This is a genomic window from Actinoplanes sp. SE50/110, from assembly GCF_900119315.1.
Taxonomy (GTDB): Bacteria; Actinomycetota; Actinomycetes; order Mycobacteriales; family Micromonosporaceae; genus Actinoplanes.
Window position 1 is genome coordinate 2,640,849 of sequence record NZ_LT827010.1, and the last position, 18,252, is coordinate 2,659,100.

The window sequence follows — 18,252 nt, forward strand, 5'->3', positions numbered from 1 at the left end:
CGCCTACGCGCCCCAGCCGGCCGGGGCGCCGTCGGCCCGCTCGGCGGCGGTGGTCACGGCGTACCCGGAGATCTTGAAGGCCTTGACCGGATCCCGCGGCAACCCCCGCGCCTCCCGCCGGTCGGCGAGTGCGGTGCGCACGTCGGTCTCGTAGGCCGCCATCAGGACCTCGTTGGCGCCGAGCACGTCCCCCTCGCGCTGCGCGACGGCGAGCGCGTCCCGGTCCACCTGCAGCGCCTTGGCCAGCGCCTGCTCGACGTTGAGCACCGAGCGGATCTGCCCGGGGATCTTCTCCTCGATGTTGTGGCACTGGTCGAGCATGAAGTTGACCCCGGACGACGGCCGGTGCGCGCCGGCCGCCACGATCTCCGTCATGATCCGGAACAGCTGGAACGGGTCGGCCGAGCCGACGATCAGGTCGTCGTCGGCGTAGAAGCGCGAGTTGAAGTCGAACGCCCCGAGCCGGCCCTGCCGCAGCAGCTGCATCACGATGAACTCGATGTTGGTGCCGGGCGCGTGGTGCCCGGTGTCGAGGACCACCGTGGCCCTCTCCCCGAGGGCCAGGCAGTGCAGCAGCGAGGTGCCCCAGTCCGGGATGTCCATGCTGTAGAAGTACGGTTCGAAGAACTTGTACTCCAGCAGGATCCGCTGGCCGTCGCCGAGCGCGTCGTAGATCCGCCGGAGCGCATCGGCGAGCCGGTCCTGCCGCCCGCGCAGCGAGTCCTGACCGGGATAGTTCAGTCCGTCCGGCAGCCAGATCTTCAGGTCCGTCGATCCGGTCTCGTGCATGATCTCGATGCAGCGCAGATGGTGCCCGACCGCTTCGTCGCGCACCGCCGGGTTCGGGTGGCAGAGCGAACCCAGCCTGTAGTCGTCCTCCTGGAACAGGTTCGAGTTGACCGCCCCCAGCCGCACCCCGAGCCCCTCGGCGTGGGCGCGCAGCGCCGCCCAGTCGTCGACCCGGTCCCACGGGATGTGCAGCGACACCCGCGGCGCCAGGCCGGTGAGCCGGTGCACCTGCGCGGCGTCGGCGATCTTCTCGTACGGGTCGCGGGGGACTCCGGGCGCGGTGAACACCTTGAAACGGGTGCCCGAGTTCCCGTAGGCCCAGCTGGGCACTTCGACGGAGAAGCCGTCCAGGTCGTCCAGGTTCATGATGACGTGCCTCCGTAGCGGCGGTTGGTGAGCCCGTTGAGCAGGGCCGCGAAGACGAGCACGGCGCCGAGCGCGAACAGCTGGTACTGCGAGCCCTCGTTGCCGATGAAGGCGAGCAGGATCCCGGCGTTCAGCCAGACGATCAGCAGGGTGGCCAGGACCACGCCGGCCACCCGGCCGATCCCGCCGGTGATCGCCACCCCGCCGAGCACCGCGATGGTGATCGCCGGCAGCGCCATCCCGTTGCCGGACACCCCGGCGTCCGGGCGGGCCGAGGCGAACTGGCCGACGGTGACCACGGCGACCAGCCCGGCGAGCAGACCGGCGTAGACGTACGCCTTGAACCGGGTGTCCCGCACCGGCAGCCCGGACCAGCGCGCCGCAACGTCGTTGGTGCCGATCGCGTACAGCCGCCGCCCGTACGCGGTGCGGGCCAGCAGCAGCCAGACCGCCACCACGGTGGGCAGCAGGAAGGTGAAGACGCCCAGCGGCACATCGGGCACGTACCGGCCGAACAGCGGCAGCTCCACCGAGCGGCTGATCGCGAACAGGTGCTGGATCGGGGTGGTGCTGATCGGCTGCTGATCGTTGATCACGATGGCCAGCGACTTGTCCGCGTAGTAGGTGGCCAGCGTGGCGATCAGCGCCGGGAACCCGATGTAGGAGACCAGGAAACCGTTGAGCGCGCCGAGCAGCGCCCCGCAGACCGCGGTCAGGAGGATCGCCGCCCCGAGCGGCCAGCCCCAGTGCCCGTACGCGAAACCGAAGACCATGCCGGCCAGCGAGACGATCGCGCCGACCGAGAGGTCGATGCCGCCGCGTCCGGAAAGGATCACCAGCAGCTCGGCCAGGCCCAGCATCGCCAGCGGCACCGCGTTGATCAGCGCGGCGGACATGTAGTCGAAGTCGTACGACGCGGTCAGGTAGCCCCCCGCGTCCTGGATGAAGAACGTCACCACCACGGCGACGATCAGCACCGCGAGCAGCGCGATCCGCTGCGTCAGCAGCATCTTGACGACCCGGCTCATCGACTCCTCCTGGCCCGTGCGCGCAGCAGGTCGGCACCCACCGCCACGATGATGAACACGCCCACGAACAGGTCGGACAGCTGCGACCGCCAGCCGAGCTGGGTCACCCCGGAGCTCACCGACTGCACCAGCAGCGCCCCGAGCAGCGTCCCGGTCACCGACCCGCGGCCGCCCATGATCGACGTCCCGCCGATCACCACGGCCGCGATCACCGCGAGCTCCCGGCCCGAGCCGACCGACTGATCCAGCGTCGAGGTGCCCTGCGCGATCACGAAGCACGAGGCGAGACCGACGAGCAGACCGGTGACGACGTACGCGATGAGCACCCGCCGTTGCACCCGGACCCCTGCCAGGCGGGCCGCGACCGCATCCCCGCCGATCGCGAAGAAGTGCCGGCCGCCCGCGGTGTGCCGCAGATACCACCAGGCCAGCCCGGTCACCAGCACGGTGATCAGGAAGGCGTGCGGGACACCGAGGGTGCGCCCGTCCGCGCCGCGCCCGAAGAACGCGAGCGTGCCGGGGATCCCGTTGACCGTCCCGGACCCGAAGATCCGCAGGCCGGCGAAGAGGAACAGGTTCGCCGTGCCGAACGTGATGATGATCGCGTGCACCCGGCCGTAGGCGATCAGCAGGCCGTTCACCAGCCCGAGCACGCCGCCGACCGCGACCGGGAGCAGCACCGCGACACCGGGGTCGACCCCCGGGCCGACCAGCGCCTTCGCGGTCAGCACCGAACACACCATGAGCGCGCCGCCGACCGACACGTCGATCCCGCCCGTGATGATCACGATGGTCATGCCGACGCCGACCAGGGCGGTCGGGGCGGTCGCGACCAGCAGCGGCTGGATCGAACCGGCGGTCAGGAACGCCGGGGTGCCCACCGCCAGCGCCGCCCAGAGCACCGCGATCACCCCGACCAGGACCAGCTCCTGGCCGGTGACCCGGTTCCTCACTCGTCGCCTCCCGCCGCCGCTGCCAACAGATCCACCTGGCTGGCGTCCGGGCCGAAGGACATCGTCGTGGTGCCGCCGCGGACCACCTGGATCCGGTCGGCGATCCGCAGCGCCTCCGGCAGATCCGAGGTCACCACCAGCACCGCCGTGCCACTGTCGGCCAGCTCGGTGACGATCCGGTGGATCTCCTCCTTGGCGCCCACGTCGACCCCCTGGGTCGGCTCGGCCAGGATCAACACCCTCGGCCGCTCGACCAGCTGCCGGGCCAGCACCACCTTCTGCGCGTTGCCGCCCGACATCGCGCTGATCGGCTGCCGTTCGCTCGGCGTCTTCACCGACAGCCGCCTGATCAGGTCCAGCGCCACACCGCGCTCCCGCCCCCGGTCCAGCAACGTGCCGAACCGGGAGAGCAGCCGCAGGTGCCCGGCCGAGATGTTGAAGGCGATCGACTGGACGCCGAATATCCCCTCGACCTTGCGGTTGGCCGGCAGCAGCGCGACACCGAGCCGCTGCGCGTGCGCGGGGGAGCGGGGGGTGACCCGCTCCCCACCGATGTGGATCTCGCCGGCGGTGATCCGGTCGATGCCGTACACCGCCGCCGCGATCTCCGAGACACCGGAACCGACCAGCCCGTACAGCGCCACGATCTCGCCGCCGCGGACCGTCACGTCGACGTCGGCGAACCGCCCGGCCCGGCCCAGTCCACGCAGCTCCAGCACGGCCGGGCCGTCCGGGACGACCCGGTGCGGGCGCTCGTCGGAGAGGACCCCGCCGACCATCAGCTCCGCGATCCGGCGCACGGTGAGCCCGCTCATGTCGTACGTCCCGATGGTCTTGCCGTCGCGCATCACGGTGACCTCGTCGGCGATCCGGAACAGCTCGTCCAGCCGGTGCGAGATGTAGATGACCGCGACCCCCGCCGCGGTCAGCCGCCGCACCACGTCGAACAGCACGTCGATCTCGGCGTCGGTGAGGATCGCCGACGGCTCGTCGAGAATCAGCACCCGCGCCTCGGTGGCCAGCGCCTTCGCGATCGACACCTGCTGCTGCTCGGCCACCGACAGGGTGTTCACCGCGGCATTCGCGGAGCGGGCCGGGAGGCCGAGCCGCTCCAGCAGCTCGGCCACCCGCCCCTGCTGCGCCGCCCAGTCGATCCGTCCGGCTCTCGTGATCTCGCGGCCGAGGAAGATGTTCTCCGCGACCGTGAGCTCGCCGAACAGCTGCGGCTCCTGGTAGACCGTCGCGATGCCCAGGGCGATCGCGTCGTTCGTACCGCCGATCCGGACCGGCTCGCCGTCGAACTCGATCGTGCCCGCGTCGGCGGTCTCCGCCCCGGACACGATTTTGATCATCGTGGACTTGCCGGCGCCGTTCTCCCCGACCAGGGCGTGCACGCGGCCTTCTCGGATGACCAGGTCCGCCTGCTGGATCGCCCGCACCGCACCGAAACGCTTGGCGATCCCGGACAGCCGGAGCCGGGGTGTCCCCGTCGTCATCGGCTCAGTAGCCGAACTGGTCGACGTTCTGGTCGGTGATCTGCAGCGCCGGCCCGAGCAGCAGCATCTTGCCGGCCGCGTCGTAGGTGACCGCCGGCAGCTTGTCGCTGACGTCGTTGGTCGCCTGGATCGGCTTGCCCTGGGCGATCTGCGCACCGGCCCACGCGGTCAGGTAGCCGAGCTGCTGCACGTCCCAGAGGATGGCGGCCGACGACGACCTGTCCTTCAGGTACGGCTTCATCGACTGCGGCGTGCCCAGCCCCACGGTGAACACCTTGCCGATCTTGCCAGCGTCCTTGACGGCCTGGGCCACCCCGGGCGCGCTGGACGTGCACTCGCCGACCAGCCCGGTCAGGTCCGGGTGCGCGTTCATCAGGTCGGTCGCCATCTGGGTCGCCTTCGCCTGGTCCTCCCCGGCGTAGACGGTGTCCACGATGGTGGCGTCCGGATACTTCTGCCTGGTGTACGCCTGCTGCACCCTGATCCAGGAGTTCAGGTTCTCCGCGGTCTGGCCGCAGGAGACGATCGCGTACCTGCCCTTGCCGCCCATCGCCTTGAGCAGCGCGTCGGTCAGCCCCTGACCGATGCCGTCGGCGGTCGCCTGGTTCACGAACACCTCCCGCACGCTGTTCGGCGCGTCGGTGTCGGCGGTCGCCACGTGAATTCCGGCGTCCTTGGCCTGTTGCAGCAGCGGGGCCATCGAATCCGGATCGTTCGGCGCGACGATCAGGGCGTCGACCTTCTGCTGGATGTAGGAGCGGACGATGTCGGCCTGCGCCCCGGCGTCGGCCTGCGTCGGGCCCTGATAGAGCCACTCGACGTTGCCGAGCGCGGCGGCGGCGGCCTTGCCGCCGGCGTTCATCGCCTCGAAGTAGGGGACGCCCTGCAGCTTCGGCACGAAGGCGACCTTGTAGGTCTTCCTGTCACCGGAGCCGCTGGGGGCCCCGTCGGTGTCGTTCTTCTTGGTGCATCCCGAGACCGCCAGGGCGGCGACGGTGGAGAGGGCGAGGGCAAAGGGGAGTCGGGAACGCATCGACGGCCTCCGGCGACTTGAAACGTTCTATCTGTGGTGCGGGACACGTTACGGTTGGGTTTCGGGGCGGTCAAGGGCTGCGAGGAGCTGCTCTGAGACGTTTCAATGGCGGGGCGGGCTTCGGGATTGCCGGCGGTCGGCCGTGCTGCACGCCCAGAGTGGGACAATTCGGGCATCTTCTCACTGGGCTGACCTTGCATCTGGCCTTGTTCTTCAGCGTCCGCGGCCGCAGCTCCAGATCCGATACCTGTCGTGAGACGTTTCAATCCGGCCTGGCTCGCGCTGTTTACCGCCGTCCTTCACCGAATTGAGCGGCGCGCCTGCGCCGCCCTGCGCCTGCGCCGCCCTGCGCCTGCGCCGCCCTGCGCCTGCGCCGCCCTGCGCCTGCGCCGCCCTGCGCCTGCGCCGCCCTGCGCCTGCGCCGCCCTGCGCCTGCGCCGCCCTGCGCCTGCGCCGCCCTGCGCCTGCGCCGCCCTGCGCCTGCGCCGCCCGTGCCGCGTCGCCCTACCCTGCGCTGCGCCGCGTCCTGCGCTGCGCCATGTCCTGCGCTGCGCCCCAGGCCGGGCCGGGCTCGGCGATGCTGGGCCTCGCCGGCGTCAATCGGTCTGCCGAGTTGGTCAGGCTGTCGGGGGCGGGTTGCCGGTTCGCCGGATCTGGGAGCGTCTGCGGGTGTGGGGTTGGGGGTGGTTAGGCAGGTTTCGTAGGGGTACGTGACTTGCGGAAAGCTGCGCAGGACGGAGGGGCACGATGGCGCACACAGACGCACGAAGTGAGCAGGCCACCACCGCGGAACTGGTCAGCCGGCTCAGCGAGCAGGTGTCGACCCTGGTGCGGGACGAACTGACGCTCGCCCGGATGGAGATGGTCGAGAAAGGCAAACGCGCCGGCAAAGGCGCCGGGTTGCTGGGTGCCGCCGGAGTGTTGGCGATGTACGGCGCCGGCGCCCTGCTGGTCGCCGCGGGCGCCGCGCTCGCCCTGGCGATGCCGGTCTGGCTGGCCGCCCTGATCGTCACCGCGGTCCTCTTCGCCGGCGCCGGCATCGCCGCACTCGTCGGCCGTCGGCAGGTTCGCGACGCTCTGCCTCCGGAACCCGAGGAAGCGATGGCCAGCGGCCGGGAAGACGTCGACGCCTTCATGACCGCCGCCCGCACCGGGAGGAGCCGGTGACCGACCACGCCCCGACAGGCGGCTCGGCGCGCCCCGGCGAGACCGCCACCCCATCCTCCGCCGCGGCCGGCAAGGCGCCTATCGGCGGCTCGGCCCGGGCTGGAGAGGCCGTCACCCCGGCCGCGGCCGGCAAGGCGCCTACCGGCGGCTCGGCCCGGGCTGGAGAGGCCGTCACCCCGGCCGCGGCCGGCAAGACCCCCACCGGCGGCCCGGCCGGTAAGGCGCCGACCGGCACTGCCCGCGGCAACACCACCCCGGGCGGCCCCCAAAGCGGCAAACCTTCCAGCGCGGGCGCACCGCCCAGGCCCACCCCGCCGCCTTCGGACCCCACCTCGACGTCGGGCTCCACCTCGACGTCGGCGACGACCCCGTCGGATGCCGGGAGCCGGTCCGTCGGCAGCAGTGCGCCGCAAGCCACCACACCGAAGCCCGGCCCTCCGAAGACCACCGGCCTGGACGCTCCGGGGGTGACCGCGAAGCCCGGCCCACCCAAGCCGAGCCCGACCGCTTCACCTACTGCCGCCACCCCGAAGCCGAGTCCCGGTGCCGCCGCGCCGCCGCCGGTGGCGACTCCGAAGCCGAGCCCTGGCGCGTCGCCGAGCGCGGCTGCGTCGTCGCCGGTGGCGAGCCCGAAGCCCGGTCCTGCCGCTTCGGTTCCCACCAAGCCCGCCCCAGCCGGCTCGGCGGAGTCGGCTTCCGGGTCGGCGGCGGACTCGCGCCCGAGGCCACATTCCGAGGCGGGAGCGCATTCGCGACCGAGGCCGCATCCCGGGTCGGCGGCGGACTCGCGGCCGAAACCGCATCCGGGGCCTTCGAGCTCCGTGCCGTCGCCGGGTGCCGTCCCGAAGCCGGGGCCGCCGAAGCCTGGTCCGGGCCAGAAGACGCCGGCGCCGGCCAAGAGTGCGCCGGCGCAGGCAATTGGGGGCACCGGATCGGAGGGGCCGCAGGGCACCGCGCCGAAAGCGGAGGCGCGTGCTGCATCCCAGGTTGCGAAGGGCCCGGTGACGGGGAGCGCATCGGCGACCGGGCAGCGTTCCACGTCCCAGCCTGTCCAGGGCCAGGTCAAGGACGTCACGCCGGAGGCGGCGGAGCGTTCGGGGTCGCGGGCTGCGACGGAGGGATCTGGGCGAGGTTCCGTGCCGGAGGTGGCGGAGCGTTCTGTGCCGCCGGCCGCGAAGGTGGAATCCGCGCAGCACCCGGCGACGGCGGAGGCGAAGGGCGCTGCGTCGGGAATGGCAGAGAGTGCCTCGGCGGCTGCTACCGGAAAGGCCGCGGCTGATGAGCCGGGGGCCCGCGGTGGGGAGCCGGGGGCCCGCGGTGGGGAGCCGGGGGCCCGAGGTGGTGAGCCGGGGGCCCGAGGTGGTGAGCTTGCCGGGCACGGTGGTGGGCCGGCCGGGCACGGTGGTGCGCCGGGGGCAGGGCCGGACGCTGGGGCGGGACATGACGGGATGCGGAAGGCCGAGAGTTCGGGAGGGAGTTCCATGGCGGTGCAGGCGAAGCAGGGGACGGGCGCGAAGCCGGTGGCGGGGACCGGAGGGAAGGCGCAGAGTTCCGGCGCGCCGCGGGATGCCGATGAACTGCGGAACGAGATCGAGCAGACCAGGGCCGAGATGGGGGAGACGGTCGAGGCGCTGGTGGCGAAGGTGGACGTTCCGGGGCGGGTCAAGAGTGCCGCTGCGGACAAGGTGGCCCACGTCAAGGAGTCGGCTGCGGAGCTGAAGGACTCGGCTGCGGAAAAGGCCGCGCATGTCAAGGACGCGGCCATCGGGGCGGCTGGGCAGATCAAGGACAAGGCTGCCAAGGTCGGCGGGGCCGCGGAGGCGAAGCCTGGCGGCGGGGCTGCGGAGGCGAAGCCCGGCGGCGGGGCCGCGGAGGCGAAGCCCGGCGGCGGGATTGCCGAGGGGAACCTCAGTGGCGGCGGGGGAGCGGTCGCCGGAGGCGGGCTGAGCGCGGTGAAGGACGAGGTTCGGGAGAAGGCGGCCCAGATCAAGGAGTCGGCCGTGGAACGGGGCAGCCACGCCAAGGAGGCGATGACGCAGGCTGCCGGTGAGCTGAGGGAATCCGCTGCGAGTGGGGCGGAGTCGGTCAGGGCCGCGGCGATGGCGAAACTGCGGGAGCCGGGCGCCGGGGAGAAGACGCACGGTGCGGGTCGGATCGCCGAGGCGACCGCGCAGACCAGTGCGCGGATGGGGTGTCAGGCGGCGGATGCGGCGGAGCGGGCTTCCGCGGCGATCGGTTCGGCTCGTCGGCGGGTCGTTGCGCGGCCCAGGGAGTTTGCTCTCCTCGGCGCGGTCCTCGCCGCTGCCGCGGCCGGCGTGGCCCTGATCCGGCGTTCCCGCTGACCCTGAATTCGCCGGGCCGGCCGGCTGAAGCCGGCAGGCCCGGCCTTTTCGTCGGCCCGGCCGATGACGGGAAAGCGGTGATGGGCAGCCGTCAAGGAAGAGACGCAACAGGGGCAGCGGATCAGGTGGAGCGGATCAGGGCGAGGAGGTCGCGGTGGGTGCCGGGGTCGGCGGCGGCGAGCAGCCCCCGGCCGGTCTGCCATGGGGAGCCGTCGGTGGCGGTGACCACGCAGCCGGCGGCTTCGCAGATGGCGATGCCGGCGGCGAAGTGGACGCTGTCGGAGACGTCGCCGTAGGTGAGGTAGGCGGCTCGGCGACCGTCCGACACCCAGAGCAGGGCCAGGGTGGTGGACATCACCCGGGGGCGGAATCGGGCGCGGAAGCCGGGGGTGGCGACGATCCGGGCCGGTTCGGTGGGGAACGGGGGGTCGAGGTTGATGTCGACCAGGGCCGACTCGCCCGAAGGGGTGAGTGGTGTGTCGGTGCCGTCCGGGTGACGCAGCCGGGCTGACGAGCCGTCCGTCCAGTATGTTTCGCCGGTGAACGGGTCGGCGCTCGCGGCGGCGGTGAGGTGGGCGCCGTCGCGGAGGGCGACGTTGGCGGCGACCAGCGGGGTGCGGGCCGCGTAGTTGAGCGTGCCGCACAGCGGGTCGACCAGCCAGCGGCGCCGGGCGCCGGTGGGGCCGGAGGCGCCGGTCTCCTCGCCGGTGATCGCATCGCCGGGGTGCGCGGCCCGTAGAACGTCGTGAATGGCCTGTTCAGCCGCGAGATCCGCCGCGGTCGCGAAGTCCCCGCCACCCTTGTCGACGCGGTCTAGACTGCGGCCGTACCGATCCCGAATGACCGTGGCGGCGGCGAGTGCGGCGGTGATGGCGGTCTCGTGATCCACGCGGGAACGGTATCGCGGGCGTGCGAGGATGATCCGTCGCTGATCCCCCCGGCCCAGAACGGCAGGCTCGATGAACTCCCCAGCAGATCCACCGCGCCCGGCGGCCGCGGAGGCGGCGGACGTTGCGGAGGCGCCCGGGGAGGGTATGTCCAAGGACATGCCTGACGCGCCGACCCTGCTCGCCGGACGATACCGGCTGGGTGCCGAGCTCGGCCGCGGCGGGATGGGCCAGGTGTGGCTGGCCCGGGACGAGACCCTGGAACGCGACGTCGCGGTCAAACTGCTGGACCTGCCGGAGGAGCTCGCCGAGGGTGACGCGACGCGGCGCACCCTGCGCGAGGCGCGGGCTTCGGCACGGTTGAGTCATCCCAGCGTGGTGCAGGTGTACGACGTTCTCTCGCTGGACGATCGCGCCTGGATCGTGATGGAGTACGTGCCGTCCCGCTCGCTGCGGGAGGTGATCGAGTCGGACGGCCCGCTGGACGCGTACCGGGCCGCCCGGATCGGCCTCGACCTGCTGGCCGCGCTGGAGGCGGCGCACCGGGCCGGGGTGCAGCATCGGGATGTCAAACCGGCGAACGTGCTGCTCGCCGACGACGGCCGGGTGCTGCTCACCGACTTCGGCATCGCGGCGATCGACGACGACAGCCTGACCAGCCGGTCCGATGTGCTGCTCGGCTCGCCGCTGTACATGGCGCCGGAGCGCGCGCGGTACGGGGTGAGTGGGCCGCCGGCCGACCTGTGGGGGCTGGGCGCGACGCTGTACGCCGCGGTCGAGGGCCATTCGCCGTTCCAGCGGGCGTCGACGATGGCGACGCTGGCCGCGCTGGCCACCGAGGAGCCGGACCCGCCGCAGCACGCCGGCCCGCTCACCCCGGTGCTGGACGGGTTGCTGCGGAAAGATCCGGACGAGCGGATCGTGGCGGCGGAGGCGGAGCGGCTGCTGCAGCGGGCGGTCGCCGACCTGGAGCGGTCCCGGTCGGTGCCGAAGCCCCGCACCCCGGTGGATGACACGGTGCAGCAGGCGACCGACGGCGTACGCGGAAATCGGATCTTGCTGGTCGGCGCGCTGATCGTGGTGCTGCTCGCGGGATTCGCGGTGTTCTGGTTCAACCGTCCGTCGCCGAGGACGACGACCGGGCCGGCCCCGGCGACGACGGCCGCGATCGCGGTTGCCGGCGCGGAGCCGTCGGCGGCGGGTTCGGCCGGCGTGACGCCGAGCGTGAGTGTCAGTCCGAGCCTGAGTGGCGGTCCGAGCGTGAGTCCGAGTCCGGCGAACGGGCGTCCGCCGCTGCCGGCCGGGTGGAAGGTTTACGACGATGCGACCGGCTTCTCGGTGTACGTGCCGGAGGGCTGGACGACGTCGAAGAGTTCCGGATCGTCGATGCGGTACTGGCGGGACGGCAAGGGGCATGTGCTCGGCATCGACCAGACCGACCACCCAAGGTCGGATCCGGTGGCGGACTGGAAGTCACAGCGGGATACGCGCCTGCGCGGCGGCGACTTCCCCGGGTACGACGAGAAGAAGCTCGAGTCGGTCTCCTATTTCGTGAAGGCCGCCGACTGGGAGTGGACTTTCCGGAAGAACGGCGTCCAGCACGTCAACAACCGGGGGGTCGTGACGTCGGCCCACCACGCCTACGGCTTCTGGTTCCAGACCCCGGACGCCGACTGGGCCAAATACGAGAAGGACGTCCTCGAAGTGGTTTTCAAGAGTTTCATTCCCGCCAAGGACTGATCAGATCGTCAGTGCTGATCGAGATGGGAAATGGCAACCGCGAGCGGAGTGTTTCACCCTGCTTGGCGAGGGCATGCTCGACATATTCCCGGCCGGTCAGCCGGAACAGGCGCAGCGTCAGCGATGCGTAGTCGCTGAAATCCGGCTCGACGAGCAAATACCACGGGACGCCGGCTTCCGCATAGAGTGCCCTCTTCAAGATGCGGTCCGAGGTGGCGTTACTCGGCGAGGTGATCTCACAGACGAGGACCGCGTCGGTTGCCTCCCCGACAATTTCGAGGGGCGGACCGTTGTCCACCACCAGATCGGGGATGAGGATGCGTCCCGTCGCCAGTCGAAGGTTGGTGGTGAGAAGAACCTGGAACCCAGCCGTTCGCGCTGTTGCTTGCAGAGCCAGCCAGAGGAATGCGGAAATGTGTTGGTGCGGTCGGTTAGGTGCCGGGCTCACCCAGAGGCTCCCGTCGATCAGCTCGATGCGATGGTCGGTTTCGCCGAGCGCGAGGTAGTCATCCTCGGACCAGGGGCCTTCGTGATAAGGGAGCGTGACCTGGCTCATGGGAAGAGTGTCGCATGCGCTCATGCATCGAGCATCCCATGCCTAGTTGTCGCGGGGCAAGTGGTTACTCGGCTAGGTGAGTCAACGGGGGATGGCCGGGGCCAGGGTGTGGGCGGCGTGGGCCAGGCGGCTGGCGACGGCGGCGTGGTCGGTGGTCACCAGGCCGACCGTGATCCGCAGGTGGGGCGAGCCCGGGCCGACCGTGAACGCCGTCCCGGCCGCCGCCCCGATCCCGGCGCTGGCCAGGCTGAGCAGCGCGGCCTGCTCGTCGGCGACCGGTAGCCAGAGGTTGATCCCCTCACCGTCGGGCAGGTCGATGCCGGCCGCGCGCAGACCGTCGACCACCAGGCGGCGGCGCCGCGCATACTCGTCCCGGGCGGCGGCCACCGCGGCCACCGAGGCCGGGTCGGTGAGCAGGCAGAGCAGCAGCCGCTGCAGGAGGCGGCTGGTCCAGCCCTGGCCGAGCAGCCGGCGTTCCAGGATCGGGTCGAGGACGCCGGCGGGGCCGCTGACCGCGGCCAGGCGCAGGTCGGGGCCGTGCGACTTGGAGAAGCTGCGCACGTGGATCGTCTGGCGGGGCAGGTGGACGCCGATCGACGACAGGGGCCCGGCGGCCAGGTCGCCCGCGGAGTCGTCCTCCACGACGTACACCTCAGGCGTTTTCTGCAGGACGGCGGCGAGGGCGGTGGCCCGCGACGGTGACCACGACGCGCCGGTCGGGTTGAGCGCCCGCGGCTGCAGGAACACCGCGGCCGGGCGCCGCGTCAGGGCGGCGGCGAGCTGCGCGGGAAGCATGCCCTCGGCGTCGGTGCCGACCCCGATGACCGGGACGCCGAGCACCTCGAGCAGGTCGAGCAGGGGCGGGAAGCAGGGGTTCTCCACCACCGCGAGGTCGCCGAGGCGCAGCAGCGACGACGCGACCTGGTCGATCGCGTCCATCGCGCCGTCGAAGACGGCGAGGCGGTCGGCGGGATAGGGCCAGCGGTCGCGGAGCAGGGCCGCCAGCTCGGGCAGCACCGGCTCGTCGAGGTAGCTGGTCGGGGTGGGGGAGAGGCCGTGCAGCGCCGGGATCGGCGGGAGCAGTCGCGGGTCGGGCACGCCGGTGGACAGGTCGAGGCCGAAGCCGCCGGCGCGGCGCAGGGCCGCCCGATAACGCCCGGGGCCGCCGGAGCCGGGGGCGGCGACGACCGTGCCGCGGCGTCCGTCCGTCCGGATGGTGCCGGCCCGGCGCAGGAGCTGCCAGGCTGCGTTGACCGTGCTGGGCGACAGGCGCAGCTCGGTGGCGACCGTGCGGACCGGGGGGAGTTTGGCGCCGGCCTCGATCGCGCCGTCGCCGATCGCCCGGCTGAGCGCCTCGGCCAGGCCGCGTGCGCTGGGGTCGGTGAGTCTCGCGAAGATCGCCTCGAACATTTTTGTTACAGTACATTTCAAGCATTGTTCGGTCCATGGTCGTCACATAATCTCGGCCGCATGAATCAGATTGCGCACTGGATCGGCGGCGCGGAGCGTGCCGGCCGGTCCGGCCGGGTCGCCCCGGTCTTCAACCCCGCCACCGGCGAGCAGACCGCCGAGGTCGCCCTGGCCGGCACCGACGAGGTCGCCGAGGCCGTCGCGGTCGCCAAGGAGGCGGCCGAGGCGTGGCGCGCGGCATCGCTGTCCCGGCGCTCCGCGGTGCTGTTCACCTTCCGCGAGCTGCTGGCCGGGCGCACCGCCGAGCTGGCCGCGATCGTCACGGCCGAGCACGGCAAGGTGCTGGCCGACGCCGCCGGCGAGATCGCCCGGGGCCTGGAGAACGTGGAGTTCGCCACCGGCATCCCGCACCTGATGAAGGGCGCCTTCTCGGAGCAGGCCGCCACCGGCGTCGACGTGTACTCGATCCGTCAGCCGCTCGGCGTGGTCGCCGGCATCACCCCGTTCAACTTCCCGGTCATGGTGCCGCTCTGGATGTGCGCGACCGCGATCGCCGCCGGCAACGCGTTCGTCCTCAAGCCCAGTGAGAAGGACCCGTCCGCGGCGCTCTGGTTGGCCCGGCTGTGGGCCGAGGCCGGCCTGCCGGCGGGCGTCTTCACCGTGCTCAACGGCGACAAGGAGGCGGTCGACGCGCTGCTGGTGCACCCGGACATCGCGGCGGTCAGCTTCGTCGGGTCGACCCCGATCGCGAAGTACATCTACGAGACCGGCACCGCGCAGGGCAAGCGGGTGCAGGCGCTGGGCGGCGCGAAGAACCACATGATCGTGCTGCCGGACGCCGAGCTCGACGCGGCCGCCGACGCGGCGATCAACGCGGGGTACGGGGCGGCGGGCGAGCGGTGCATGGCGATCTCGGTGGTGGTGGCCGTGGGCGACATCGCCGACCCGCTGGTCGAGGCGATCGCGGCCCGGCTGCCGAAGATCAGGGTCGGCAACGGGGCCGATCGGGGTGTCGACATGGGGCCGCTGATCAGCGCCCAGCACAGGGACCGGGTCGCGGGCTACATCGCCGCCGGCGAACAGGCCGGCGCCACGGTGATCGCCGACGGCCGCAAGTCGGCGATCGCGGACGAGGACGGATATTTCCTCGGGGCGACGCTGCTGGACAACGTCACCACCGACATGACCGTGTACACCGACGAGATCTTCGGCCCGGTGCTGTCGGTGGTCCGCGTCGACACCTATGCCGAGGCGGTCCGGCTGGTCAACGAGAACGAGTACGGCAACGGCGTCGCGATCTTCACCCGGGACGGCGGCGCGGCCCGCCGGTTCCAGTTCGACGTCGAGGCCGGCATGGTCGGCGTCAACGTGCCGATCCCGGTTCCGGTGGCCTACTACTCGTTCGGCGGCTGGAAGGCCTCGCTGTTCGGCGACAGCCACATGTACGGCCCGGACGGCATCCACTTCTTCACCCGTGGCAAGGTCGTGACTTCCCGGTGGCCCGATCCCGGAACCTCGGCGATCGACCTCGGCTTCCCGCAGACTCGGTGAGGATTCGTACTATGTCTGAGGCTCAGGTCCGCGCGGACGACCGCGCGCACGTCTTCCACTCCTGGTCCGCGCAGGGCTTGATCAACCCGCTGCCGATCGCCGGCGCGTCCGGTTCCTACTTCTGGGACTACGACGGCCGGAGGTATCTGGACTTCTCGTCCCAGCTGGTGAACATCAACATCGGGCATCAGCACCCGCGGCTGGTGGCGGCGATCCAGGAGCAGGCGGCCCGGCTCTGCACCATCCAGCCGGCCTTCGCCAACGACAAGCGGGGCGAGGCGGCCCGGCTGATCGCCGAGCTCGCCCCCGGCTCGCTGAACCGGGTGTTCTTCACCAACGGCGGCGCCGAGGCGAACGAGAACGCGATCCGGATGGCCCGGCTGCACACCGGCCGGCACAAGGTGCTCGCCACCTACCGGAGCTACCACGGCTCGACGGCCACCGCGATCACCGCGACCGGCGACCCCCGGCGCTGGCCGAACGAGCCGGTCGCGGTCGGTGTCGTGCACTTCTGGGGACCGTACCCGTTCCGGTCGCCGTTCCACTCCGACAGCGAGGAGCAGGAGTCGCGGCGGGCGCTGCAGCACCTGCGGGACACCATCGTCTTCGAGGGGCCGGGCACCATCGCCGCGATCCTGCTGGAGACGGTGGTCGGCACCAACGGCATCCTGGTCCCGCCGCCCGGCTACCTGGCCGGCGTCCGGGAGATCTGCGACGAGTTCGGCATCGTGTTCATCGCCGACGAGGTGATGGCCGGGTTCGGCCGGTGCGGCGAGTGGTTCGCGGTCGACCACTGGGGCGTGGTGCCCGACCTGATCACTTTCGCCAAGGGGGTCAACTCCGGCTACCTCCCGCTGGGCGGGGTGGTGATCTCCGACGAGATCGCCGAGACGTTCCGCGAGCGGCCGTTCCCGGGCGGCCTGACCTATTCCGGTCATCCGCTCGCCTGTGCCTCCGCGGTCGCCTCGATCGAGATCTTCAAGGAGGAGGGGATCGTCGAGCACGCCCGGATGCTGGGCACCGAGGTGATCGCCCCGGCCCTGGCCGAGCTCAAGGAGAAGCACCCGAGCGTGGGCGACGTCCGCGGCCTCGGCGTGTTCTGGGCGATCGAGCTGGTGAAGGACGCGGACCGGACGCCGCTGGTGCCGTTCAACGCGGCCGGAGCGGCCGCCGGACCGATGAACGAGGTGGCCGCGGCCTGCAAGGAGCGGGGGCTCTGGCCGTTCACCCACTTCAACCGGGTGCACGTGGTCCCGCCCTGCACGACCAGTGTCGAGGAGGTCCGCGAGGGTCTCACCATCCTGGACGAGGCGTTGACGGTTGCCGACGGTTTCTACGGATCCTGAGCCACTCTGCTTCTGATTTCTGTTTCCGGATTGGAAACTACTTCGGATTCCCTTGTCACATCCGTCAAGGATGTGACAAGGTTCCCCCACTTCTGGTGAGCGTCACCACACCGACGGAAGGCAACACCCCCGTGAGCACCGAACTCCCCGTGCTGCGCAACTTCGTCAACGGATCCTTCACGGACACCGACCAGGGGCGGACGTCGCCGGTCGTCGACCCGAGCACCGGCGAGGCCTACGCCCTCGCCCCGGTCTCCTCGGAGCGGGACGTGCAGGTCGCGGTGGAGGCCGCCACCGCCGGGTTCGAGGTCTGGCGGGACACCACGCCGGCCGAGCGGCAGCGGGCGCTGCTGCGCATCGCCGACGCGGTCGAGGCGCGGGCCGAGGAGCTGATCGAGGCCGAGTGCCGCAACACCGGCAAGCCGGTCGCGGCGACCCGGGCCGAGGAGATGGGCCCGGTCCTCGACGAGTTGCGGTTCTTCGCCGGCGCGGCGCGGATGCTGGAGGGCAAGGCCGCGGCGGAATACCTCAGGGACCACACCTCCTACGTACGCCGTGAGCCGATCGGTGTGTGCGCGCAGATCACGCCGTGGAACTACCCGCTGGTGATGGCGATCTGGAAACTGGCCCCGGCGATCGCCGCGGGCAACTCGGTGGTACTCAAGCCGTCCGACACCACCCCGGTCAGCACGCTGCTGCTCGCCGGGATCGCCGCCGAGTTCCTCCCGGCCGGTGTGCTGAACGTGGTCTGCGGCGACCGGGACACCGGCCGGGCGCTGGTGGCCCACCCGGTGCCGCAGCTGGTGTCGATCACCGGCTCCACCCGGGCCGGGATGGAGGTCGCCGCGGCGGCCGCCCCCGACCTCAAGAAGGTGCACCTGGAGCTGGGCGGCAAGGCTCCGGTCGTGGTCTTCGACGACGTCGACATCGCGGCCACCGCGGCCGCGATCGCCGGCGCCGGCTTCTTCAACGCCGGCCAGGACTGCACCGCCGCCACCCGGGTGCTGGTGCACGAGCGGATCGCCACCGACTTCACCGCCGCGCTGGCCGAGGCGGCCCGCGGCACCCGGGTCGGCGCCCCGTCCGACACCGCGGCGTTCTTCGGCCCGGTCAACAACGCGGCCCAGCTGGAGCGGGTGGCCGGCTTCCTGGACCGCACCCCGGCGCACGCCGAGGTGGTGGCCGGCGGCCGGCGGATCGGCGACCGCGGCTACTTCTTCGCGCCGACCGTGGTGGCCGGCCTGCGGCAGCGCGACGAGATGATCCAGGACGAGGTGTTCGGCCCGGTGATCACGGTGCAGCCGTTCGCCGACGAGGCCGAAGCGGTCCGGTACGCCAACGACGTCCGCTACGGACTGAGCGCCAGCGTCTGGACGCAGAACCACGGTCGTGCCATGCGGGTGTCCCGCCGTCTCGACTTCGGCGCGGTCTGGATCAACACGCACCTGCCGTTCGTGTCCGAGATGCCACATGGCGGTTACGGGCACTCCGGCCACGGCAAGGACCTTTCCCTGTACGGCTTCGAGGAGTACACCCGGATCAAGCACGTGATGAGCTATCACGGCTGATCCGCTGATCCGCTGGACAA

At 71.6% G+C, this 18,252-nt stretch carries 15 protein-coding genes; 6 read left to right on the forward strand and 9 right to left on the reverse strand.

What is annotated here, in order from left to right; translation table 11 throughout:
- Nucleotides 1–3: 3 nt before the first annotated feature.
- From rhaI to ACSP50_RS11820, 5 genes are read right to left on the reverse strand one after another with little or no spacing between them, the layout of a single operon-like run.
- Nucleotides 4–1,155, reverse strand: coding sequence for an L-rhamnose isomerase (rhaI, locus tag ACSP50_RS11800; RefSeq protein WP_014689417.1), 1,152 nt, complete (start codon nt 1,153–1,155; stop codon nt 4–6).
- Nucleotides 1,152–2,183, reverse strand: a complete 1,032-nt coding sequence (locus ACSP50_RS11805) for an ABC transporter permease (RefSeq protein ID WP_014689418.1) — start codon at nt 2,181–2,183, stop codon at nt 1,152–1,154. The genes rhaI and ACSP50_RS11805 overlap by 4 nt, the downstream gene beginning before the upstream one ends.
- Nucleotides 2,180–3,136 (reverse strand): ABC transporter permease, encoded by a 957-nt coding sequence (locus tag ACSP50_RS11810; RefSeq protein ID WP_014689419.1) that lies wholly within the window; start codon nt 3,134–3,136, stop codon nt 2,180–2,182. The genes ACSP50_RS11805 and ACSP50_RS11810 overlap by 4 nt, the downstream gene beginning before the upstream one ends.
- Nucleotides 3,133–4,632 carry a sugar ABC transporter ATP-binding protein gene (locus tag ACSP50_RS11815; protein WP_014689420.1) on the reverse strand — a complete coding sequence of 500 codons (1,500 nt, stop codon included), beginning with the start codon at nt 4,630–4,632 and terminating at the stop codon, nt 3,133–3,135. The genes ACSP50_RS11810 and ACSP50_RS11815 overlap by 4 nt, the downstream gene beginning before the upstream one ends.
- Before the next feature lie 4 nt (nt 4,633–4,636).
- A complete protein-coding gene (locus tag ACSP50_RS11820) occupies nt 4,637–5,665 on the reverse strand; it encodes an autoinducer 2 ABC transporter substrate-binding protein (RefSeq protein WP_014689421.1) in 1,029 nt (342 codons plus the stop codon).
- Nucleotides 5,666–6,412: 747 nt separating this feature from the next.
- On the opposite strand from ACSP50_RS11820, the gene ACSP50_RS11825 reads away from it, so the two are divergent.
- Nucleotides 6,413–6,832 carry a phage holin family protein gene (locus ACSP50_RS11825; RefSeq protein ID WP_014689422.1) on the forward strand — a complete coding sequence of 140 codons (420 nt, stop codon included), beginning with the start codon at nt 6,413–6,415 and terminating at the stop codon, nt 6,830–6,832.
- Here the strand turns inward: ACSP50_RS11825 and ACSP50_RS41770 are convergent.
- Nucleotides 6,798–7,898, reverse strand: coding sequence for a hypothetical protein (locus ACSP50_RS41770; RefSeq protein ID WP_155123481.1), 1,101 nt, complete (start codon nt 7,896–7,898; stop codon nt 6,798–6,800). The two genes, ACSP50_RS11825 and ACSP50_RS41770, sit on opposite strands and share 35 nt — an antisense overlap.
- A gap of 415 nt (nt 7,899–8,313) precedes the next feature.
- Between ACSP50_RS41770 and ACSP50_RS44590 the strand changes: the two genes are divergently transcribed.
- On the forward strand, nt 8,314–9,174 hold the full coding sequence (locus tag ACSP50_RS44590) for a DUF3618 domain-containing protein (protein WP_014689424.1): 861 nt from the start codon (nt 8,314–8,316) through the stop codon (nt 9,172–9,174).
- Nucleotides 9,175–9,295: 121 nt separating this feature from the next.
- On the opposite strand, the gene ACSP50_RS11835 is transcribed toward ACSP50_RS44590, so the two are convergent.
- On the reverse strand, nt 9,296–10,063 hold the full coding sequence (locus tag ACSP50_RS11835) for an inositol monophosphatase family protein (RefSeq protein ID WP_014689425.1): 768 nt from the start codon (nt 10,061–10,063) through the stop codon (nt 9,296–9,298).
- Nucleotides 10,064–10,220: 157 nt separating this feature from the next.
- Here ACSP50_RS11835 and ACSP50_RS11840 point away from each other — a divergent pair, with 157 nt between their 5' ends.
- Nucleotides 10,221–11,801: a serine/threonine-protein kinase gene (locus ACSP50_RS11840; protein WP_052311562.1), complete on the forward strand. Its 1,581-nt coding sequence runs from the start codon at nt 10,221–10,223 to the stop codon at nt 11,799–11,801.
- Here ACSP50_RS11840 and ACSP50_RS11845 read toward each other — a convergent pair.
- Both ACSP50_RS11845 and ACSP50_RS11850 read right to left on the reverse strand, forming a co-directional pair.
- Nucleotides 11,782–12,357 (reverse strand): Uma2 family endonuclease, encoded by a 576-nt coding sequence (locus tag ACSP50_RS11845; protein ID WP_043511268.1) that lies wholly within the window; start codon nt 12,355–12,357, stop codon nt 11,782–11,784. The genes ACSP50_RS11840 and ACSP50_RS11845 overlap by 20 nt on opposite strands.
- A gap of 81 nt (nt 12,358–12,438) precedes the next feature.
- Nucleotides 12,439–13,767, reverse strand: a complete 1,329-nt coding sequence (locus ACSP50_RS11850; RefSeq protein WP_014689428.1) for an aminotransferase class I/II-fold pyridoxal phosphate-dependent enzyme — start codon at nt 13,765–13,767, stop codon at nt 12,439–12,441.
- Between the two features lie 60 nt (nt 13,768–13,827).
- On the opposite strand from ACSP50_RS11850, the gene ACSP50_RS11855 reads away from it, so the two are divergent.
- The 3 genes from ACSP50_RS11855 to ACSP50_RS11865 all read left to right on the forward strand — a co-directional run bounded on the left by ACSP50_RS11855 (nt 13,828) and on the right by ACSP50_RS11865 (nt 18,232).
- The gene (locus tag ACSP50_RS11855; protein WP_014689429.1) at nt 13,828–15,318 is read left to right on the forward strand and encodes a CoA-acylating methylmalonate-semialdehyde dehydrogenase; all 1,491 of its coding nucleotides are present in this window, start codon (nt 13,828–13,830) and stop codon (nt 15,316–15,318) included.
- Nucleotides 15,319–15,329: 11 nt separating this feature from the next.
- Nucleotides 15,330–16,664 carry an aspartate aminotransferase family protein gene (locus ACSP50_RS11860; RefSeq protein ID WP_014689430.1) on the forward strand — a complete coding sequence of 445 codons (1,335 nt, stop codon included), beginning with the start codon at nt 15,330–15,332 and terminating at the stop codon, nt 16,662–16,664.
- 131 nt (nt 16,665–16,795) lie between these two features.
- The gene (locus tag ACSP50_RS11865) at nt 16,796–18,232 is read left to right on the forward strand and encodes an aminobutyraldehyde dehydrogenase (RefSeq protein ID WP_043513989.1); all 1,437 of its coding nucleotides are present in this window, start codon (nt 16,796–16,798) and stop codon (nt 18,230–18,232) included.
- Nucleotides 18,233–18,252: the final 20 nt, after the last annotated feature.

Coding starts and splice junctions, on each gene's coding strand:
- rhaI (WP_014689417.1), bottom strand. CDS start 1,155: ATGAACCTGGACGACCTGGACGGCTTCTCCGTCGAAGTGCCCAGCTGG.
- ACSP50_RS11825 (WP_014689422.1), top strand. CDS start 6,413: ATGGCGCACACAGACGCACGAAGTGAGCAGGCCACCACCGCGGAACTG.
- ACSP50_RS11855 (WP_014689429.1), top strand. CDS start 13,828: ATGAATCAGATTGCGCACTGGATCGGCGGCGCGGAGCGTGCCGGCCGG.
- ACSP50_RS11820 (WP_014689421.1), bottom strand. CDS start 5,665: ATGCGTTCCCGACTCCCCTTTGCCCTCGCCCTCTCCACCGTCGCCGCC.
- ACSP50_RS11815 (WP_014689420.1), bottom strand. CDS start 4,632: ATGACGACGGGGACACCCCGGCTCCGGCTGTCCGGGATCGCCAAGCGT.
- ACSP50_RS11845 (WP_043511268.1), bottom strand. CDS start 12,357: ATGAGCCAGGTCACGCTCCCTTATCACGAAGGCCCCTGGTCCGAGGAT.
- ACSP50_RS11860 (WP_014689430.1), top strand. CDS start 15,330: ATGTCTGAGGCTCAGGTCCGCGCGGACGACCGCGCGCACGTCTTCCAC.
- ACSP50_RS11840 (WP_052311562.1), top strand. CDS start 10,221: ATGCCTGACGCGCCGACCCTGCTCGCCGGACGATACCGGCTGGGTGCC.
- ACSP50_RS11850 (WP_014689428.1), bottom strand. CDS start 13,767: ATGTTCGAGGCGATCTTCGCGAGACTCACCGACCCCAGCGCACGCGGC.
- ACSP50_RS44590 (WP_014689424.1), top strand. CDS start 8,314: ATGGCGGTGCAGGCGAAGCAGGGGACGGGCGCGAAGCCGGTGGCGGGG.
- ACSP50_RS11805 (WP_014689418.1), bottom strand. CDS start 2,183: ATGAGCCGGGTCGTCAAGATGCTGCTGACGCAGCGGATCGCGCTGCTC.